Raw genomic sequence first — 19,143 nt, 5'->3', positions numbered from 1 at the left:
GACGTCATACGACTCTTTCACCCGGATGAACTGGACGAGTGTCCAAGTTACGCCCTGGCGCGACTCGCGACGGCCATGCCCTCCCCGCTGGACTACGCTCGAGGCGTGCCCTCGCTGAAGGACGTCGTCCTCCACCCCGACCGTCGCCGGGCCGAGGTCCCCGCCGAGCGGGTCGACCTCCGGCAGCCGATCTGGCTCGGTATCGCGGCCTGGACGGTCGCGCTCGTCGTCGCGGTCGTGCTCGAGGCGACGAGCACCGTGACGGGCGGCCGGTTCGTGGCGATCGCGTGCGCCGGCCTCGCCCTGGGAGGCGTCGGGCTGTGGTGGGAGCACCGCAACCGCACGCGCTACCACGGCTGATCGCGCGGTCGTCGTCGGGCGTTGCCCTTGTCCAGGGCGACCCCGCGCGCTAGCGTGACGGCGCCTGCATGACCCGCGGAGCGGCTGGTCATTCGCGCATCCCCCGGGGCCCGTGCCTCGCCACCGTCGGCGAGGACGACCGCGCGCCCCCTGGCATCCGCGAAGGAACGCTCCGATGAGACCCGACCGACCCCGCTCCGTCCTGCCCGCCGCCCTCGCCGCGGTCGCGACCGTCGCCGCCCTGGCGGCCGGCGTCGCACCCGCGTCCGCGCAGGGGAGCCACGCTCCGCGCCCCACCCCGACGAGCGTCCCCGGCACGGCGCTCTCCTCCCTCGGCACGTCGCAGCGGCTCGGCGCTACCGGCGACGTGGGTGCCCGCGTCCCGTTCACCGAGTACGAGGCCGAGGACGCCGCCACGAACGGCACGCGGCTCGCGCCCACCCGGGCGTACACGCAGCTCGCGTCCGAGGCCTCCGGGCGCGAGGCCGTGCGCCTGCGCGCCGGGCAGCACCTCGACGTGGTCCTCGCGAAGCTCACGAACGCCGTCGACGTCCGGTACTCCGTGCCCGACGGGACCGACACGACGCTCGCGGTGAACGCGGTCGACCCCCGCGGCCGCGCCACCGCGCTCCCCTCGCTCGCGCTCACGTCCCGCTACTCCTGGGCGTACGGGAACTACCCCTTCACCAACGACCCGGCCGACGGCGGCGCGCACCACTTCTTCGACGACGCGCGGACGCTCCTCGGGAAGACCGTGCCCGCCGGGACGACCATCCGGTTCACCGCCCGCGCCGACGGGACGGTGCTCGACCTCGCGGACTTCGAGGTCGCGACGCGCACGGCCGCGCCCCGCGGCTCCGTCGACGCCACGACGTTCGGCGCGGACCCCACCGGGACCACGGACTCGGGCGAGGCGCTGCAGGCGGCCCTCGACGCGGCGTCGTCGGCGGGGAAGACGCTGTACGTGCCCGCGGGCACGTACCAGGTGAACCGGCAGCTCGTGGTCGACGACGTCACCGTCGTGGGCGCGGGCCCCTGGTACACGGTGCTCACCGGCGACAAGGTCGGCGTGTTCGGCAAGGGCGCGCCCGGCTCGGCGGACGTGCACCTGTCGGGCTTCGCCATCGAGGGCACGACGATCGTGCGCAACGACCAGACGACGGACTCCGGGCTCGGCGGTGTGATCGGGGGCGGCTCGACGATCACGGACCTGTGGATCGAGCACACGAAGGTCGGCGCCTGGCTCGACGGCCCGTCGGACGGGCTCACGCTCTCCCGGCTGCGGATCCAGGACACCTGGGCGGACGGGATCAACCTGCACGACGGCGTCGCGCGCACCACCGTGTCGGACACGTTCGTGCGGAACACCGGTGACGACGGGATGGCCATGTGGTCGGACCGCGACGCCGACCACGACGACGCGTTCACGCGCGACACGGTCGCGCTGCCGATCCTCGCGAACGCCTACGCGATCTACGGCGGCCACGACAACGCCGTGACCCGCTCCGTCGCCGCGGACACCGTGTCGCACGGGGGCGGAGTGCACGTCGGCAACCGGTTCGGGGCCGTCCCGCTGTCGGGCACCACGACGGTCAGCGACGACGTGCTGCTGCGCACCGGCTCGCTCAACCCCGACGAGCCCGTGCAGGTCGGCGCGTTCTGGCTCTGGGCGGCCGACGCCCCCATCACCGGCCGGGTGGTCGCCGACGGGCTGTCGATCCTCGACTCCTCGGACGAGGCGATTCAGGTGCACGGGTCCTCGGTCACGGGGCTCACCGTGTCGGACGTGCGGATCGACCGCGCCGGCACGTTCGCGCTCCAGCTCGAGGCCGCCGGGTCCGGGACGTTCCGCGACGTCGTCGCCACCCGCCTCGGGGGCGCCACGAGCGGGCGGACGTACGGCGTGCTCGACGATCGCAGCGGCTTCGCGCTCACCCGGCAGGGGCTGTCGCGCGTGAGCTGGCTCGGCACGACGCGCACCCTGCCCGCGCTCGGGCAGCTCGAGCTGAAGGAGGCCGACGGGATCGACTTCGGCTTCCAGGAACTCGGCACCAGCACGACCCGGACGCTCACGATCCACAATCCCGGGCCGCGCGCGGTGACGGTCGAGCGGGTGCTGCCGCCCGCCGGGTTCACGGTCGCCCGGGGCTGCACGACGATCCGGGCCGGTGCGTCGTGCACGCTCACCCTCACGTTCAGCCCGACGGCGTCCGCGAACTACTCGGGCCTCGTCACGATCGACTCGACCTCACCGGCCGGGCCGTACGTCGTCATGCTGACCGGCGTCGGGTTCGACCCCGATGGCAACCTCGCGCTCGGCCGGAGCATCACCTCGAGCTCGCAAGCCAGCGGCTTCGGGCCCGCGAACGCCGTGGACGGCAACCCCGCCACGTACTTCGAGAGCCTCGACGGCGCCGACTACCCGCAGACCGTCACGCTCGACCTCGGCGAGGCGTTCTCCGTCGACCGCATCGTGCTCCGCCTGCCCCCAGGGTGGGGCGCCCGCACGCAGAACATCGGGATCGAGGCCGACGGCGCTCCGCTCGTCGCCGCTACGGACTACACGCTCGACCCGGACGTCGACGACAACTCGGTCACGATCACGTTCCCCGCGACCGACCTGCGGACGCTGACCTTCACCCTGAGCGGGAACACGGGCTGGCCGCCCGCGTCGCAGCTCTCGGAGATCGAGGTCTACGCGCACTGACGCGTCCCACCGACGGTGACGCCGGCCCGAGGGCCGAGCGTCACCGTCGGCGCGGTGCGTCAGTCCCAGGCGGTCTCCACGACGAGGGCGTCGGCGGCGGACGGGTCCGCGAGCGCCGCCGCGAGCGCGTGGCGCAGCGACCAGTCCCCCGCGGCGAGCGCGAGCCCGCGAGCGAGCCCGTCGGTCGTCGTCGCGTGCACGACGGCGTCCCCCGCCTCCCCCGGTCCGCTCGCCCGTAGCGTGACCCACCACGGGACCGAGTGGCCAGCCACGACGAGGCGGCGGTGCCGGACGGCGTCGATCGTCACGTCGGGCACGAGTGCGACGACGGCAGCGGGCAACCGCCAGCGCCCAGCGTCACCGTCGGCGGGCGCGGCGTCACCGTCGGCGTCGGGTGGGACGTCGTCGGCCTGCACGTCGAGGTCGAGCGCGTCCGCGACGGCGTCGACCTCGCCCGGCGCCGCCGGCACCACGGACCCGAGCACCGCGGCGTGCGGCCCGGACGCGACCCGGGCGTCCGCGGCGTCGACGACGCGCGCACGGGGCCGGCCGTCGTCGTCGAGCACGAGCGCGAGCACCCGGTCGGGCGGCGGGTCCCAGACCGCCCCGCGACCGGCGGCGGCACGCAGCGCCCGCCACAGGGCCGCGGCGTCCGCGAGAGGCACGTCGTCACCCGCATCCCGGTCGGCGACGCGGTCGAGGACCTCGCCCAGCGCGTCGTCGTCGAGCGCGTCGAGGCTCCGCACCGCCCCCAGCGCCTCAGCGACCCGCGGGTCGGCGAGCACGTCGGCCAGGCCGGCGGCGTCGGGCGCGGTCTCGTCGAGGCCGGGCACGAACGGCACGTGCGGCCCTCGCCCACCGGCCGGGACCGTGAACGGCGCGCCGAGCCTCGCGCGCACCCACCCGGACAGGTGCGACGCCTCGCCGAGCGGCCGGGCGAGGAGCGCGGCGCGCAAGCGGGGCTCGGCCAGCACGTGCAGGACGACCTCGGCGGTCGCGTCGTCGGGCACGGCGTCGAGCGGCACGACGACGTCGAGCTCGTCCACGAGCGTGCCGCCGCCCACCCGGTCCGCGAGCGCCTCGAGGTGGTCGAGCACGTCGTCGCCGAGGAGGTCGTCGAGGTCGTCCGGCAGGGTGGCGTCCTCGCCCGGTCCCGGCAGGACGACGTCGCGCAGCGTCACGACGTCGAGGTCGTCGTGCGCGCCGAGAGCCTTCGCGGCGTCGAGGAGGGCGACGGGGTCGGCGCCGGGCGGGAGCGCGTCGACGTCGAGGAGGTCGAGGTCGAGCACGTCGGCGGCCCAGGTCCCGGGGACGGCGAGGTCGGCGGCGGCCTGCGGGGCGACGGGCTCCCCGGTCTCGCCGTCGAGGGCGGGCAGGAGGACGGCGCCCGCTGCGCGCGGGAGCACCACCGACGGGTGGGCCCGCCGGATCGCGGCGACGACCGCGAGCACCCGGGCCGCGTCGTCGGGCTCGTTGTCGGGCGCCTCCGGTTCCTCGGCGGCGCGCAGCAGCGCCGCCCGGACCGCCGGGAGCTCGAGCACCGCCGGGTCGTCGGGCGCGAGTGCGCCGAGCTCGTGGAGCACGGGATGCGCGGCGTCGGGATGAGCCACGGGCACGCTCCAGACGCGGAACGCGTCGAGGACGTCGTCGGGGGCGTCGCCCGCGACGACGCCGCGGGCACCTCGCACCGTGACGGCCGCGGCGACCGGCCGGCCCGGGGCGTCCGCGGGCGGGACGACGGGGACCGGGAGGGACGCGAGCGCCTCGCGCACGTCCGGGTCGGACGCGTAGGGGGCGAGGGCCGCGAGCACGCGGCCCCAGCCGCCCGGCGGCAGGCCCGGCGCGAGGTCCTCGACGACGTCCGCGAGCGGCCGCACGGACACGCCGAGCAGCCGCGCGGCGCCGCGCGCGGACGGCGGCAGGGTCGTGAGCCCGTGCAGGGCGGGGCGGAGCGCGTCGACGACCGACGCGTCCACCCCGACGGGGCCCTCGATCGCGACGGCCTCGCGCGCGGGCGTCCCGTCGAACAGGGGCGCGTCACGGAGGGCAGCGACCGCGGCGCCCTGCACGACCGCGTCGGCCCATCCCGCGGGGACGCCCCGGGGAACGAGCGCGAGCGCGCCGTCGGGGTGCTCGCGCGCGATCTCGGCGACGGTGCGCGCGAACAGCTCGCCCGCCTCCCGGGCGACGTGCTCGGCGAGCGGCCCCTCGACCGCGTGCCGGCGGGTCGCGTCGAGCGGCAGCGTCGCGACGAGCACACCGGGCAGCGTGGTGCGGTCCGCGGTGGGCGTGGGGGCGTGCACGACGCCCGACCCCGCCGGGCGGGCGGTGCCGGCGGACTCCGCCACGGGCAGCGCCCACGTCACGCTCCAGCCCGTGCGGTCCCGCTCCTCCACCGGACGGTCGGCGAGCAGCGCGACCGGCACGGCGCCGTGGGCCGTGGCGACCCGCCACCCCCGCTCGGGCGAGAACGCGTCCCGTCCGAGCGCACGGACCTCGCCGCCCGCGTCGACCCGCACCACGTCGAGCGCGCCGAGCGCGAGCAGGAGCGCGTCGTCGAGGTCGTCGAGCTGGTGGCGGACCGCGGCGACGGCGTCGTCGTCGCGCAGGGCCAGGACGACGGCGGTCGCCCGGCCGGGCGACGGCAGCGCGCCGGAGCCCACCTGCGCGGCGAGGCGGGCGACGTCGTCGGCGGGGAGCGGGAACGGCAGGCGCAGGACGGGGAGCGCGTCGCCGCGGTCGGGCAGGCGGTCCGCGAGCCCGTGCTCGGCGAGGAGGCCGCGCGTGCGGACGAGGGAGAACGCGACGCCGTCCGCGGCGCCGTCGCCGGCGCGCGTGACGACGGCGACCTCGTCGGCCACGGACCGGACGGCCGCGAAGCCGACCCCGAACCGTCCGACGACCGCACCGCCCGGAGCGCCGCCCGGCCCTGCCTTGGTGGAGGCGCGCAGCGACGCGAGGGACGCCACGCCGTCGGCGGTCAGGGGCGCGCCCGTGTTCTCCGCGACGAGGTACCCGGCGGGTGCGCCTTCGCCGGCGAGCTCGACGAGCCGGAGCGTCAGCTCTCCCGGAGCGTCCCCGCAGCCGCCGCGTCGGCGGCGTTCTGCGCGAGCTCGACGACCACGCGGTCGCGGTACCAGCCGCGGGCGTGGTCCTCCTCGAGGTTCGCGTCCTCACGCAGGCGCGTCGGCGAGGACCGCCAGGCCCGGACGGCAGCGTCCCGCAGGGCCGCGGTGCCGAACCGGTCGGCGGGGGCGTCGCTCACGGCGCGGGCGTGGTCTCCTCGGACGACGGCGCCTCGAGTGCGGACGCCGCGGCGGCCGGCTCCTCGGAGGCAGGCTCCTCGGGGGCGCGCTCGACCTCGATGCGGAGCTCGTCGATCAGCGGGTCCGGCGCGGGCCAGTCGCTCGCGTGCTGCGGGACGTCGGTCTCGGAGTGCGCGCCGCAGCCGTGGTCGAGGCTCACGACCTTGCCGTCGTCGGGCGACCAGGCGTTGGCGCAGACCCCGAAGAGCTGGCCGAGCGAGCCCTGCAGCGGCACGAGGAAACCACAGGAGGCGCACTCGGCATCGGCCGCGACCGCCCCGGGCGCCGTCGGGCCGCGCGTGCCGCGGTACCAGCGCTCGGCGGCCTCGTCCCGGCCCTGCGGGCCGAGGATCCGCACCCGTGCGAGGGCGAGCTCGTCGATGGCGACGCGGTCCTCCTCCTCGTCGCCCGTGGGCGTGTACCCGGCGACCAGGCGCGGGTCGTCGGCGAGGAAGGGCAGCACGTCGCCGGTTCCGACGTCGCCCGGGCGCAGCCGCTCCGACCAGGGCAGCCACGCCGGGGGCAGGAGCGCGCCGTCGCCGGGCAGGAGGGCGACCTCGCAGACCGTGGCCGTGCGGCTGCGCGGGATCCGGGACACGCTGACCGACCAGTGCCAGCCCGCGTAGCCGCGCATCGTGCACGCGAACCGGTGGGTCGCGAACCGGTCGGCGTCGATGCTGACCCCGAGGTGCTCGCCGACGTCCGACGCCGACTCCGCGTCCTGCTCGGCAGCCGTGCGAGCCAGCTCGACGGCGCCCTCGAGCACGGCGTCGTGGCCGCGCGCCGCGCGGGTCGTCCGCGCCGTGCGGGGGCGCGGGTCGTGGTGGAGCGGGTCGTCGGCGCCATGTCAGGCCTCGAGGTCGTCCGCGACGGCCCGGAGCACGGTCGCGACCTTCGTCGCCGCGTCCTTCTCGGGGTAGCGGCCGCGGCGCAGGGCGTTGCCGACGCCGTCGAGCAGCTTGATGAGGTCCTCGACGATCACGGCCATGTCGTCGGCGGGCTTGCGCTTCTGGATGCGCTGCGCGCGCTCGACCGAGGGCGCGGGCTCGAGGAGCCGTACGCCCATGGCCTGCGGCCCGCGGCGACCGTCGGCGACGCTGAACTCGACCTTGGCGCCGGGCTTCACGTTCGCGGCGTCGGGCAGCTCGTTGGCGTGCACGAAGACCTCGCCGCCCTCGTCGGACGCGATGAAGCCGAAGCCTTTCGTGGTGTCGAACCACTTGACCTTGCCGGTGGGCACGTAGAACCTCTGCGATGTCGTCGGGAATGCTCAGCGATCCAGCGTACCGGGCGCAGGCGCTCCCGGGCCACGGAGTTGCCCGTCGGCGCGGGTGGCGCGTCCGCGCTCAGGCCCGGGCAGGTACGGGTTCGTCGGCCGGGACGACGTTGAGGTTCGAGCGGAACAGGTTGGCGGGGTCGACCTGACGCTTGACGGCCCGCAGCCGGCGGAGCGTGTCGGGCGGGTAGGGGTCACCGGCGCCCGGTTCCGCGACGAAGTTCACGTACGCCGCGCCTCCGAGGCGCAGCGCACCCGCCGTCCGGGCGACCCAGTCGCGACCCGCGTCGGCGCCGCTGCCTTCGGGGCTCAGGGCCCCGACCGTCGCCATCACCGCCTGGTCGCGGTGCGCGAACGCGGTCGCGTCGCCCGGCACGCGGGCGATCGCGCCGCCCATCGGCCGCAGGTTGACGACGGCGACGGGCGTCGGCGCGGTCCGGACGGCGTCGACCACCGCGGCGGCCTCGTCCTCGGGGACGGACTCGACGAAGCCGGTGCGCTGCGCGGGCCACGTGCCGGCCTGGTTCGGCGCGAGCCCGAACAGGTCGGGGTACGGCTGCGGACGGACGAGATCGACCAGCACCGTGCCGGACGCGCGCACCGGCGCGAGGACGGCGTCCGCCTCCTCGAGCGGGCCTGCGTAGCAGACCAGCGCGACGACGATCGGCGTGCCGTGGCGTTCGGCGGGCAGGAACGGGCCGGCGGCGCCTTCATGACGTTGACCATGAGCGACAGCTCGTCGGGCGCCGCGGCGGCCGCCGCGAGGAGCGCGCCGACGGTCCGCGGATCGGGGGCGAACGCCAGCAGCCCGCCCGTCACGACCGTCGTCGGCGTGAGCCGGAGGTGGAGGCGGGTGACGACGCCGAAGTTCCCGCCGCCACCACGGAGAGCCCAGAACAGCTCGGGGTTCTCGTCGTCGGAGGCCCGGACGACGGTGCCGTCCGCGAGGACGACCTCGGCCCCCAGCACGTTGTCCAGCGTGAGGCCGTCCCGGCGGCTGAGGTAGCCGATGCCGCCGCCGAGCGCGAGGCCCGGGACCCCGACGCCGAGCGTGTCGCCGAACCCGGTCGCGAGGCCGTGCACCGCGGCCGCGCCGGTGTAGTCCCCCGCCGTCGTGCCCGCCGACGCGGTCCCGACGCGGCGCACCGGGTCGATCCGCACGCCGCCGAGGAGGCGCAGGTCGAGCACGAGTCCGCCGGCCACCGTGCCGTAGCGCGCGTAGCCGTGGCCGCCGCCCCGGACGGCGAACGGGACGCCCGTGGCCGCGGCAGCCCGCACGACGGCGGAGACCTCCCCCACGTCGCAGGGCCGGGCCACGAGCGCCGGAGCGGCGCCGTCGCCCGCGAAGACCACCCGCGCCACGTCGTCGAACCCGGCGTCGCGGGGCGTCACGACGAGCCCGTCCCGTTCCTCGCCGAGCCTCTTCCTCACCTCGTCGATCGGTGTCATCGTCCCTGCCTCTCGTGTCGCGACCGGGACCCGCGCGGGCCCCTCCGGAAACACGTTAGAGATCGAATGATTCGATATCAAGAGGTTAGACGTCTGAAGATATGGCGTCCAAGGAGTGCGGCTAGGCTCGGTCCATGAGCTTCGGCGAGCACAGGGCGCTCGGGATCACGCTCTGGGAGACCACCCAGGCCGTGAACAAGGCCTTCGAGCGGCGGCTCGACGCGGCCGGTGGGAACCGCGCCGTCTGGTTCATCTTCCTGGCGCTCTCGGACGGCGGTCACGCCACCCAGCGCGACCTCGCGCGCACGGTCGGGATCACCGACGCGACCCTCACGCACCACCTCACGAGCCTCGAGCAGCGCGGGCTCGTCACCCGGACGCGCGACGACCACGACCGCCGCGTCCAGCGCATCACGTTCACGCCCGAGGGGCGCGCGTCGTTCGAGCGCATGCGCGAGGCCGCGATCGACTACGACCGCGTCCTCAAGGCCGCGCTGGGCGACGACGTCGACCTCGTGTTCGACGCGCTGCACCGGCTCGCCGCGGTGGCCGAGGAGCCGACCGACTGACGGACGTGCGCCGCGCTCAGCCCGCGACGACGAGCACGAGCGAGCCCTCGAACGTCGGCTGCGTGCGGAGGTGCCCGGGCCGCGCGTCCCACGCCCCCGACCCGAGGTCGGCGCCGAGGTCCCGGACGAACCGCGCATGGACGGCGTCGCCGACGAAGCTCCACGCGGACATGGCCGCGCGGACCTCCGGCTCGAGCAGACGCTCGGGCCGCCCGTCGTAGGCCTCGCCGAACCCGTCGGTGCAGTCGAGCGGGATCGGCACGGACCCGACGACAGCGCCCCGCCCGAGCAGCGTCCCGATCACCTCGGACTCCGGGTACCGACGGGCCTCGGTGGCGATCACCTCGGGGGCGTACTCCGCGAGCCAGAACCGCTCGAGCAGGGCCGGGTCGCACGTCAGCACGACGACGGGGCCGCGCGTCACGCGCCGCACCTCCGCCAGCCCGGCGGCGAGGTCGCCCCACTGGTGCACCGAGAACGTCGTCATGGCGGCGTCGAACGTGTCGTCGTCGAAGGGCAGCGACTCGGCGGTGGCGTCGACCGCAGGGGCGAGCCCCGCCGGACGCTGCGCCCGCATCGTCGCCGACGGCTCCACGGGCGTGACGTCCCGGTCACGCGGCTCGTACGAGCCGGCGCCCGCACCCACGTTGAGGACCGTCCGGGCGGACCTCTCGGCCTCGGCGCCCGCACCGTAGACTCGATCGGATGGCCAGGCCCGACCGCAGCACCCCGCCGAGCGCCGGCGCCGCACCCGTCGGATCGCCCGGCGCCCGCTCGTTCAGCGAGGCGCTGCGTGACCGGGACGACACGGCGCTCGTCGCGCTGCTGCGCGCCCGCCCGGACCTGGCGAGCCCCTCCCCCTCGACGATCCGCTCGCTCGCGGCCCGGGCGACGGGCCGCACGAGCGTCGACCGCGCGCTCGCCGAGCTCGACACGTTCGCGCTGCAGGTGCTCGAGGCGTTCGCCGTGCGGGGGCCGAGCCCCACGACCGGACGCCGCACGCGCTCGACGTGGGCGCCGTCGTCGGGGGCCTCGCCCCGGCCGACGACGTCCCCGCGGACGACCTCGCGCCTGCCGCGAGCGCCACGGCCGAGCGGCTCGAGGTCCTGGCCCTCGTGTGGGACGCGGCCGCGCCCGGTGCGGCCCCCGACCTGCGCGCGGCCCCCGGGGTCCTCGAGTCCCTCGGCCCGTACCCCGCGGGGCTCCTCGCGCCCGAGCCCGCGACCGCCCCGGACGACCGCGCGCTCGCCCCGCTCGACGACGCCCCGCCCGGCGCACGCGCGATCCTCGACGCCCTCACGTGGGGCCTGCCGGTGGGCGTCGCGCCGCGCTCGGAGGCGCGGGCCGTCACCGCGACGGACTGGCTGGTCGCGCACGGTCTGCTCGAGCGCCTCGGCGGCGACGACGCGGGTCGCGTGGCGGTCCCGGCGCCGGTGTCGCTGGCCCTGCGGGGCGGGCTGACCCACCGCGACGTCCGGCCCACGCCGCCCGTGCCGGAGCGCGCGCCGCACCCGGCCGCGACGGTCGACGCCGAGGCCGGCCGCGCCGCCGAGGAGGCCGTGCGGCTGGTGACCGACCTCGTGCGCGCGTGGGAGCAGGCGCCTCCGCCCGTCCTGCGGACCGGGGGCCTCGGCGCACGCGACCTGCGCCGGCTCGCATTGCGGCTCGACGTCGACGAGCCGACCGCGGCCCAGGTCGCGGAGCTCGCGCTCGCCGCCGAGCTCGTCGCCGACGACGGCGAGGTCCCCGCCTCGTTCGTCCCGACGACGCTCGTCGACGCCTGGCTCACGGACGACGTCGCCGGCCGCTGGGCCGACCTCGCCCGCGCCTGGCTGACGTCGTCGCGCACGCCGTGGGTCGCGACGACCCGCGACGCGGCGGGCACTCTCCGCTCGGCCCTCGACCCGACGCACACCGCGGGCTGGGCCGCGCGGCTGCGGCGCACCGTGCTCGACGCCGCCGCGTCGTCGCCCGCACCCTCGCCGACGACGACGTCCAGGACGTCCTCGCCTGGACCACCCCGCGCGCGGTCCCGCCCCGGGAGGCGGTGGCGGGCGTCTGGCGCGGCGCGGAGCTGCTGGGCGTCGTCGCGCTGGGCACGCTCGGCGCTCCAGGTGCCGCGCTCCTCGCGGAGGCCGACGGCGGTTCGGGCCCCGGCGCCGACCCGGTCGCCGCGCTCGACGCCGTCCTGCCACCCGAGGTGGACGACCTGCTCCTCCAGGGCGACCTCACCGGCATCGTCCCGGGCCGTCCCACGCGGGACCTCGCCCGGCTCCTCGACGACGCCGCTGCGATCGAGTCGCGGGGCGGCGCGCTGACGGTCCGGTTCACGCTCGACTCGGTCACGCGGGCCCTCGCGGCGGGCAGCGCGGGCGATGCCGACACCCTCCTCGCGGCCCTCGCTCGGCACACGCGCGGGTCCGTCCCGCAGCCCCTCGAGTACCTCGTCCGCGACGCGGCGCGGCGGTTCGGCCGGGTGCGCGTGGGCGCGGCGCTCAGCTACGTGCGCGTCGACGACCCCGCCCTCGTCGCGTCGTTCCTGGCCGACCCGTCCCTGCGGGCCACCGGCCTGCACCAGCTCGGCCCCACCGTCCTCGCGGCGCACGTGTCCGCTGCCGAGCTGCGCGCCGCGCTCGCGTCGTCGGGCGTGAGCGCCGCTCTCGAGGACGACCAGGGCCGGACCGTGACGGCCGAGGCCGACCGGCCCCGCACCGTCCCGCCCGGACGCCGCCGCGGACGCTCCCGCTACGGCACCCCGACCGGCGCACCCGCCTCGGCCCCCGCCGAACGGGCCGCCCGGGCGGCGGGGCTCGTCGCGGCCCGTGCCGAGGCCGTCGTCGCGGAGCTGCGGTCCCGCGACGCCCTGGCCCACGCGGACGCCGGCTGGGGCCGCGACGGCGCGGTGCTCACCGTGGACCGGCCGGCCCACGGCGACGGGGCGCCCACGGCCGGCGCGATCCCGACCACGGAGCGACGGACCGCGGCGCCACGGGGAACGACGCCACACGGAACAACGGAGCCCGGCGACCTGTTGGGCCTCCTGCACGACGCCATCGCCGAGCAGGCTCTCGTCTCCCTCGAGACGGTCGACGCGCGCGGCGTGCCCGTGACCCGCACGGTCCGACCGCTGCGCCTCGATGGGGGCCGGCTGCGCGCCGTCGACCCGGCCCGCGACGCCGAGCTCACGGTCGCGGTCCACCGGATCGCGCGCGTCGTCCCGACCCCGACCACCCCCACGGAGAACGCATGACCGACGGACCGCTGATCGTCCAGAGCGACAAGACGCTCCTCCTCGAGGTCGACCATCCCCGTGCCGCCGAGGCGCGGCGCGCGATCGCCCCGTTCGCGGAGCTCGAGCGCGCTCCCGAGCACGTCCACACCTACCGGCTCACGCCGCTGGGCCTGTGGAACGCGCGCGCGGCCGGGCACGACGCCGAGCAGGTCGTCGCCGCCCTCATGGACTTCAGCCGGTACCCGGTGCCGCACCCGCTGCTCGTCGACGTCGCGGAGACGATGGCCCGCTACGGCCGCCTCCAGCTCGTCAAGCACCCCACGCACGGGCTGGTCCTGCAGTCCCTCGACCGGGCCGTCCTCACCGAGGTGCTGCGGTCCAAGCGCACCGCCGGGCTGCTGGGCGAGCGGATCGACGAGGACACCGTCGTCGTGCACCCGTCCGAGCGCGGCCACCTCAAGCAGGTGCTGGTCAAGCTCGGCTGGCCCGCCGAGGACCTCGCCGGGTACGTCGACGGCGAGCACCACGACATCGCCCTGACCCCCGACGGCTGGGAGCTGCGCCCCTACCAGGAGCACGCGGTGGAGAGCTTCTGGCACGGCGGGAGCGGCGTCGTCGTGCTGCCCTGCGGGGCCGGGAAGACCCTGGTCGGCGCGGGCGCCATGGCGAAGTCTTCCACGACGACGCTCATCCTCGTGACGAACACCGTCAGCGCCCGGCAGTGGAAGGACGAGCTCGTGAAGCGCACGAGCCTCACCGAGGACGAGATCGGCGAGTACTCGGGTGCCCGCAAGGAGATCAAGCCCGTCACCATCGCCACCTACCAGGTCCTCACGACCAAGCGGAAGGGCGTCTACACCCACCTCGAGCTGCTCGACGCCCGCGACTGGGGACTCGTCGTGTACGACGAGGTGCACCTGCTCCCCGCGCCGATCTTCCGCATGACCGCGGACCTGCAAGCGCGCCGCCGCCTCGGCCTCACCGCGACCCTCGTGCGCGAGGACGGCCGCGAGGACGAGGTCTTCTCGCTCATCGGCCCCAAGCGCTTCGACGCCCCCTGGAAGGACATCGAGGCGCAGGGCTACATCGCGCCCGCCGAGTGCGTCGAGGTCCGTCTCACCCTGCCCGACGGCGAGCGCATGGCCTACGCGACCGCCGAGCCGGAGGACAAGTACCGGCTCGCGGCGTCGGCGTCGGGCAAGAACCGGGTCGTGGAGCAGATCCTCGCGAAGCACCCCGACGACCAGGCGCTCGTCATCGGCCAGTACATCGACCAGCTGCACGAGCTCGCCGAGCACCTCGACGCGCCCCTCATCACGGGCGAGACGACGGTCCGCGAGCGCCAGCGCCTGTTCGACGCGTTCCGCACGGGCGAGATCCAGCACCTCGTGGTGAGCAAGGTCGCGAACTTCTCGATCGACCTGCCCGAGGCGTCGGTCGCGATCCAGGTCTCCGGGTCGTTCGGGTCGCGCCAGGAGGAGGCCCAGCGCCTCGGCCGCGTCATGCGCCCCAAGCACGACGGCCGGACCGCGCACTTCTACGCGGTCGTCGCGCGGGACACGGTGGACCAGGACTTCGCGGCGCATCGGCAGCGGTTCCTCGCCGAGCAGGGCTACGCGTACCGGATCGTCGACGCGGAGGACCTGGACGACACCCTGGACGCCGAGCGCGCGAGCTGACCAGGGATCGATCCCGGGGCGGGTGAGAAAACCTCCTTACACCCCCAGCCTGGTTGCGGGCCGCCGGGCCGCACGGAAGTATCGGGACGTGGCCCCCTCCCCGTCCGCGGCGGTCGCTCGCGACCGTCGTGCTCGCGCTGCTCGCGCTCGTCCTCGTGCCCGTCCTCCTCGTGCCGTCGTCGGCCGGCGCGACGGCGCCGCTCCCGCAGGTGGCGCCGTTCCGGCTGTCCGGGCCGATCACGGACCAGGTCGGTGCGCTCAAGGGCTCGGACGAGTCGGACGTCCAGGCCGCGCTGAACGACCTGTCGGACAAGACCCAGCTCGACCTGTGGGTCGTCTACGTGTCCTCGTTCGACGGCGCGTCGGGCTCGGACTGGGCCAAGCAGACGGCCGACCTGTCCCAGCTCGGGCAGAACCAGCTCCTGCTCGCGGTCGCCGTCGACGACCGCGCCTACGGGCTGCGCGTCGAGGCGCCCACGTCGGTCCTGTCCGACGACGACCTCGCGAAGGCCGACGACGCGATCCGCTCCCACCTGTCCGACGACGACTGGGCGGGCGCCGCGATCGCGGGCGCGCAGGCGCTCGAGGGCGGCTCGGGCTCGTCGGGCGCCTGGATCTGGTGGGTCCTCGGGCTCGGGGTGCTGGTCGTGATCGTGGTCTTCGTGGTCCGCGCGTCGCGCCGCGGCCGGAACCTCGCGAAGGCCGGCGGCCGCTACGTCCCGCCCGGCACCGACCCCGACGCCCCCGAGGCGCTCGCCGCCCTCACGACCGCCGACCTGCAGAAGCGCGCCGCGAACGCGCTCGTCACCCTCGACGACGACGCCAAGTCCGCCGAGCAGGAGCTGGGCTTCGCGCAGGCCCAGTTCGGCCAGGAGGCCACCCAGGAGTTCCAGGTCGCGCTCGACGACGCCAAGCAGAAGGTCGCGCAGGCGTTCACGCTCCGTCAGCGGCTCGACGACGACCAGCCCGAGATCGAGCCCCAGGCCCGGGGGATGCTGATCCAGATCGTCACGCTGTGCCGCGCGGCGTCGGACACCATGAAGGCGCAGGCGGCGAAGTTCGACGAGCTCCGCCAGCTCCAGGCCCGGGCCCCGGAGGTCCTCGACGAGGTCGAGCAGCGCGCCGGCGAGCTCCGGGCGCGCATCGACCCGTCGCGCGCGACGCTCACCGAGCTCGCCCGGACCTACCCGCCGACGGCGCTCGCGTCCGTCACCGGCAACCCCGACCAGGCGGCCGCGCTCCTCGACGGGGCGCTGCGCTCCGTGGCCGAGGGACGGGCCGACGTCGAGCGGGGCGACCGTGGCGCGGCCGTCGCCCGCTCGCGGGCCGCAGGGACCGCCGTCGGGCAGGCCGCGACCCTGCTCGACGCCGTCGACCACGCGGGCGAGAACCTCGCGCACGCGGGCGAGAACCTCGAGAAGGGCATCGCGTCCATCACGTCGGACCTCGCCGACGCGCAACGGCTCGCGCCGACCGACCCCGGCGTCCAGGGCGCGGTCGGCCCCGCGCAGGCGGCCGTGAGCGCCGCCCGCACCGCCCGCACCGGCGGCGACCCGCTCGCGGCCCAGGCCGGGCTGACGTCCGCGGAGGCCGCGCTCGACGAGGCCCTCGCCCCGTTCCGCGAGAAGGCCGAGGCCGACGCGAAGGCCCGCGCGCTCCTCGACCAGACGATCGGCCGCGTCGACTCGCAGACCCGCGCCGTCAACGACTTCATCGACACCCGCAAGGGCGCCGTCGGACCCGAGGCCCGCACCCGGCTGTCGGAGGCGGCGCGGCTGCTGCAGCAGGCGCTCGCGCTCAAGGACTCCGACCCGCAGCAGGCCCTCACGCTGGCCCAGCAGGCCGAGCAGTACGCGCAGCAGGCGCAGCAGCTCGCGCAGCGCGACGTCGAGACCTGGTCGAACCAGCAGCGCGGCCCCGGCGGGGGCGGCGGCTCCAACGTGGGCGGCATGATCCTCGGCGGGATCCTCATCGACTCGATCCTGCGCGGGGGCGGCGGCTTCGGCGGAGGCGGAGGCGGCTGGGGCGGCGGCGGGGGTGGCGGCGGCTTCGGCGGGGGCGGCGGGGGCGGCGGGGACCGCAGCACCGGTGGACGCTTCTGAGCACGGACGACCCAGCAGCAACGGCACGGCACGGCACGGACGACGGAGAGGCAAGGACATGGCCGAGAAGCAGAGCATCTTCGGGCGCATCGCCCAGCTCACGAAGGCGAACATCAACGCGCTGCTCGACAACGCGGAGGACCCGCAGAAGATGCTGGACCAGCTGGTCCGCGACTACACGAACAGCATCGCGGAAGCCGAGCAGGCCGTCGCGCAGACGATCGGCAACCTGCGGCTCGCCGAGCAGGACTACAACGAGGACGTCCACGCGTCGCAGGACTGGGGCCAGAAGGCGCTCGCCGCCTCCACGCAGGCCGACAAGTACCGTGCGGCGGGCGACACCGCGAACGCCGACAAGTTCGACAACCTCGCGAAGGTCGCGCTCGGCAAGCAGATCCAGGCCGAGCAGGAGGTCAAGCAGGCCGAGCCCCTCATCGCCTCCCAGCGCGAGACCGTCGAGAAGCTCAAGACCGGCCTCGCGACCATGAAGGACAAGCTGGGCGAGCTCAAGTCGAAGCGTGACTCCCTCGTCGCCCGTGCGAAGACGGCCCAGGCCCAGCAGCAGGTGCAGAGCGCGATCGGGTCGATCAACGTCCTCGACCCGACGAGCGAGGTCTCGCGGTTCGAGGAGAAGGTCCGCCGCCAGGAGGCCCTCGCGCAGGGCCAGGCCGAGATCCAGGCGTCGTCGCTGGACGCGCAGTTCGCGGAGCTCGAGACGTCCGGCGAGGAGATCGAGATCGAGGCGCGCCTGGCCGCCCTCAAGGGCTCCGGTCCGGCGACCCCCGCCGTCGCGCCCACCCCGGTGACGCCCGAGATCGCCGCGCCGCCGGCCACCGACGCGCAGTCCTAGGTCGGGACCACCGGGCGCGGGCTCGGAAGGCAACCAGGACTGCACACCGCGCGTGCACCTCTGCGCGGGCTCCCGGGGCGGGTCCAGCCGACGACGGCCGGACCCGCCCCTCCCCTTGCCACCCCTCCCCGCGAAGCAGGCCCCCGGGAGGGGTACTTCGCGGACGACGGCGCTCCCGCCGATAGGCTGACCGCATGAGCGACCCGAGCGCGAACCCCGCCCCGTCCGACCAGCCCGCGGCGGGCCTGGCCGTGACGAACGTCCCGACCTACCTGCTCGTGGACGGCGAGAACATCGACGCGACGCTCGGGATGAGCGTGCTCGGTCACCGTCCCAGCCCCGACGAGCGCCCGCGGTGGGACCGGATCGCGTCGTTCGTGGGAACCCAGTGGGGCGCGCCGGTCATCCCGCTGTTCTTCCTCAATGCGACGTCCGGCCAGCTCCCGATGCCGTTCGTCCAGGCGCTCCTCGCGATGAGCTACCGGCCCGTCCCCCTCGCGGGCAACGGGACCGAGAAGGTCGTCGACATGGGGATCCAGCGCACCCTGGAGGCGCTGCGAGACCGCCCGGGGAACGTGGTCCTCGCGAGCCACGACGGGGACTTCATCCCGCAGGTCGAGGCGCTGCTGGGCGAGGACCGGCGCGTGGGCCTGCTGGGCTTCCGCGAGTTCGTCAACCTGCGCATGACGGAGCTCGCGAGCCGCGGCCTGGAGATCCTCGACCTGGAGCACGACGTCCAGGCCTTCCAGACCCCGCTGCCGCGCGTGCGGATCATCCCGATCGAGGAGTTCGACCCGCTGCGCTTCCTCTGACGGCTCCCGGCCCGTTGCCAGGAATTCTCCAGGCAACGGGGACACACTCGATCCATGGGGAGTCCTGAGGCGCGGCTCGTGGTCGTCGACGACGAGCCCAACATCCGTGAGCTGCTGTCCACGTCGCTGCGGTTCGCCGGGTTCGAGGTGCATGCCGCCGCGGACGGGCAGAACGCGCTCAAGCTCGTACGCGACCTGGACCCTGACCTGGTCGTGCTCGACGTCATGCTGCCCGACATGGACGGTTTCACCGTCACCCGGCGCATGCGTGAGAAGGGCCAGTACACGCCCGTCCTGTTCCTGACGGCGCGCGACGACACGCAGGACAAGATCGCGGGCCTGACGGTCGGCGGCGACGACTACGTCACCAAGCCGTTCAGCCTCGAGGAGGTCGTCGCCCGCATCCGCGCCGTGCTCCGCCGCACGCACGCCGAGCCCGACGACACCGCCGTCCTGCGCTTCGCCGACCTCGAGCTCGACGAGGACTCGCACGAGGTGCACCGGGCCGGCCAGCTCGTCGAGCTGTCCCCCACCGAGTTCAAGCTGCTGCGCTACCTCATGCTCAACGGCGGCCGCGTGCTGTCGAAGGCGCAGATCCTCGACCACGTGTGGCAGTACGACTGGGGCGGCGACGCGAACATCGTCGAGTCCTACATCTCCTACCTGCGCCGCAAGATCGACACCCTCACCACCACGGGTCCGGACGGCGAGCAGGTGCCGCTGCCCGCCCTCATCCAGACCAAGCGCGGCGTCGGGTACCTGCTCCGCCAGCCCCCGCGGTAACCGTCGTGACAGCGGGCAC

At 75.6% G+C, this 19,143-nt stretch carries 17 protein-coding genes; 10 read left to right on the top strand and 7 right to left on the bottom strand.

Translation table 11 applies throughout. The annotated features are described in order from the left end of the window. Positions 1-105: 105 nt before the first annotated feature. Together QQK45_RS12055 and QQK45_RS12050 are read left to right on the top strand one after the other, a co-directional pair. Positions 106-360 carry a DUF2530 domain-containing protein gene (locus tag QQK45_RS12055; RefSeq protein WP_284293463.1) on the top strand — a complete coding sequence of 85 codons (255 nt, stop codon included), beginning with the start codon at positions 106-108 and terminating at the stop codon, positions 358-360. Positions 361-535: 175 nt separating this feature from the next. After that, positions 536-3,067 (top strand): choice-of-anchor D domain-containing protein, encoded by a 2,532-nt coding sequence (locus tag QQK45_RS12050; protein ID WP_284293462.1) that lies wholly within the window; start codon positions 536-538, stop codon positions 3,065-3,067. Between the two features lie 59 nt (positions 3,068-3,126). Here the strand turns inward: QQK45_RS12050 and QQK45_RS12045 are convergent, their stop codons facing one another. From QQK45_RS12045 to QQK45_RS12020, 6 genes are all read right to left on the bottom strand, one after another. Continuing rightward, a complete protein-coding gene (locus QQK45_RS12045; RefSeq protein WP_284293461.1) occupies positions 3,127-6,036 on the bottom strand; it encodes an ATP-binding protein in 2,910 nt (969 codons plus the stop codon). A gap of 89 nt (positions 6,037-6,125) precedes the next feature. Then, complete coding sequence (locus QQK45_RS12040; protein ID WP_284293460.1) at positions 6,126-6,332, bottom strand: hypothetical protein; 207 nt, start codon at positions 6,330-6,332, stop codon at positions 6,126-6,128. Next, entirely contained in the window at positions 6,329-7,138 is an 810-nt protein-coding gene (locus QQK45_RS12035; RefSeq protein WP_284293459.1) for a DUF3027 domain-containing protein, read from the bottom strand. The genes QQK45_RS12040 and QQK45_RS12035 overlap by 4 nt, the downstream gene beginning before the upstream one ends. 81 nt (positions 7,139-7,219) lie before the next feature. Then, entirely contained in the window at positions 7,220-7,612 is a 393-nt protein-coding gene (locus QQK45_RS12030; RefSeq protein WP_284293458.1) for a cold-shock protein, read from the bottom strand. A gap of 106 nt (positions 7,613-7,718) precedes the next feature. Next, entirely contained in the window at positions 7,719-8,024 is a 306-nt protein-coding gene (locus tag QQK45_RS12025) for a BBE domain-containing protein (RefSeq protein WP_284293457.1), read from the bottom strand. After that, entirely contained in the window at positions 7,979-9,097 is a 1,119-nt protein-coding gene (locus QQK45_RS12020) for an FAD-binding oxidoreductase (protein ID WP_284293456.1), read from the bottom strand. The genes QQK45_RS12025 and QQK45_RS12020 overlap by 46 nt, the downstream gene beginning before the upstream one ends. 134 nt (positions 9,098-9,231) lie before the next feature. On the opposite strand from QQK45_RS12020, the gene QQK45_RS12015 reads away from it, so the two are divergent. Beyond that, positions 9,232-9,666: a MarR family winged helix-turn-helix transcriptional regulator gene (locus QQK45_RS12015; RefSeq protein ID WP_284293455.1), complete on the top strand. Its 435-nt coding sequence runs from the start codon at positions 9,232-9,234 to the stop codon at positions 9,664-9,666. 16 nt (positions 9,667-9,682) lie between these two features. Here the strand turns inward: QQK45_RS12015 and QQK45_RS12010 are convergent, their stop codons facing one another. Beyond that, on the bottom strand, positions 9,683-10,312 hold the full coding sequence (locus QQK45_RS12010; protein WP_284293454.1) for a class I SAM-dependent methyltransferase: 630 nt from the start codon (positions 10,310-10,312) through the stop codon (positions 9,683-9,685). A gap of 364 nt (positions 10,313-10,676) precedes the next feature. Between QQK45_RS12010 and QQK45_RS12005 the strand changes: the two genes are divergently transcribed. From QQK45_RS12005 to QQK45_RS11975, 7 genes are all read left to right on the top strand, one after another. After that, positions 10,677-11,984 carry a hypothetical protein gene (locus QQK45_RS12005; RefSeq protein WP_284293453.1) on the top strand — a complete coding sequence of 436 codons (1,308 nt, stop codon included), beginning with the start codon at positions 10,677-10,679 and terminating at the stop codon, positions 11,982-11,984. Then, a complete protein-coding gene (locus QQK45_RS12000; RefSeq protein ID WP_284293452.1) occupies positions 11,867-12,916 on the top strand; it encodes a helicase-associated domain-containing protein in 1,050 nt (349 codons plus the stop codon). The genes QQK45_RS12005 and QQK45_RS12000 overlap by 118 nt, the downstream gene beginning before the upstream one ends. Next, complete coding sequence (locus QQK45_RS11995; RefSeq protein ID WP_284293451.1) at positions 12,913-14,577, top strand: DNA repair helicase XPB; 1,665 nt, start codon at positions 12,913-12,915, stop codon at positions 14,575-14,577. Before QQK45_RS12000 ends, QQK45_RS11995 begins: the two co-directional genes overlap by 4 nt. A gap of 128 nt (positions 14,578-14,705) precedes the next feature. Further along, a complete protein-coding gene (locus QQK45_RS11990) occupies positions 14,706-16,679 on the top strand; it encodes a TPM domain-containing protein (RefSeq protein ID WP_284293450.1) in 1,974 nt (657 codons plus the stop codon). 58 nt (positions 16,680-16,737) lie between these two features. Then, on the top strand, positions 16,738-17,529 hold the full coding sequence (locus QQK45_RS11985) for a PspA/IM30 family protein (protein WP_284293449.1): 792 nt from the start codon (positions 16,738-16,740) through the stop codon (positions 17,527-17,529). Between the two features lie 194 nt (positions 17,530-17,723). Next, positions 17,724-18,341: an NYN domain-containing protein gene (locus QQK45_RS11980; protein WP_284293448.1), complete on the top strand. Its 618-nt coding sequence runs from the start codon at positions 17,724-17,726 to the stop codon at positions 18,339-18,341. Between the two features lie 54 nt (positions 18,342-18,395). Next, complete coding sequence (locus tag QQK45_RS11975) at positions 18,396-19,124, top strand: response regulator transcription factor (RefSeq protein ID WP_036947276.1); 729 nt, start codon at positions 18,396-18,398, stop codon at positions 19,122-19,124. Positions 19,125-19,143: the final 19 nt, after the last annotated feature.

The organism is Luteimicrobium album (genome assembly GCF_030161555.1).
Classification (GTDB): Bacteria; Actinomycetota; Actinomycetes; order Actinomycetales; family Cellulomonadaceae; genus Luteimicrobium; species Luteimicrobium album.
This window is presented reverse-complemented; position numbering and strand designations above follow the sequence as displayed.

Coding starts and splice junctions, on each gene's coding strand:
- QQK45_RS12050 (WP_284293462.1), top strand. CDS start 536: ATGAGACCCGACCGACCCCGCTCCGTCCTGCCCGCCGCCCTCGCCGCG.
- QQK45_RS12020 (WP_284293456.1), bottom strand. CDS start 9,097: ATGACACCGATCGACGAGGTGAGGAAGAGGCTCGGCGAGGAACGGGAC.
- QQK45_RS12015 (WP_284293455.1), top strand. CDS start 9,232: ATGAGCTTCGGCGAGCACAGGGCGCTCGGGATCACGCTCTGGGAGACC.
- QQK45_RS11995 (WP_284293451.1), top strand. CDS start 12,913: ATGACCGACGGACCGCTGATCGTCCAGAGCGACAAGACGCTCCTCCTC.
- QQK45_RS11985 (WP_284293449.1), top strand. CDS start 16,738: ATGGCCGAGAAGCAGAGCATCTTCGGGCGCATCGCCCAGCTCACGAAG.
- QQK45_RS11980 (WP_284293448.1), top strand. CDS start 17,724: ATGAGCGACCCGAGCGCGAACCCCGCCCCGTCCGACCAGCCCGCGGCG.
- QQK45_RS11975 (WP_036947276.1), top strand. CDS start 18,396: ATGGGGAGTCCTGAGGCGCGGCTCGTGGTCGTCGACGACGAGCCCAAC.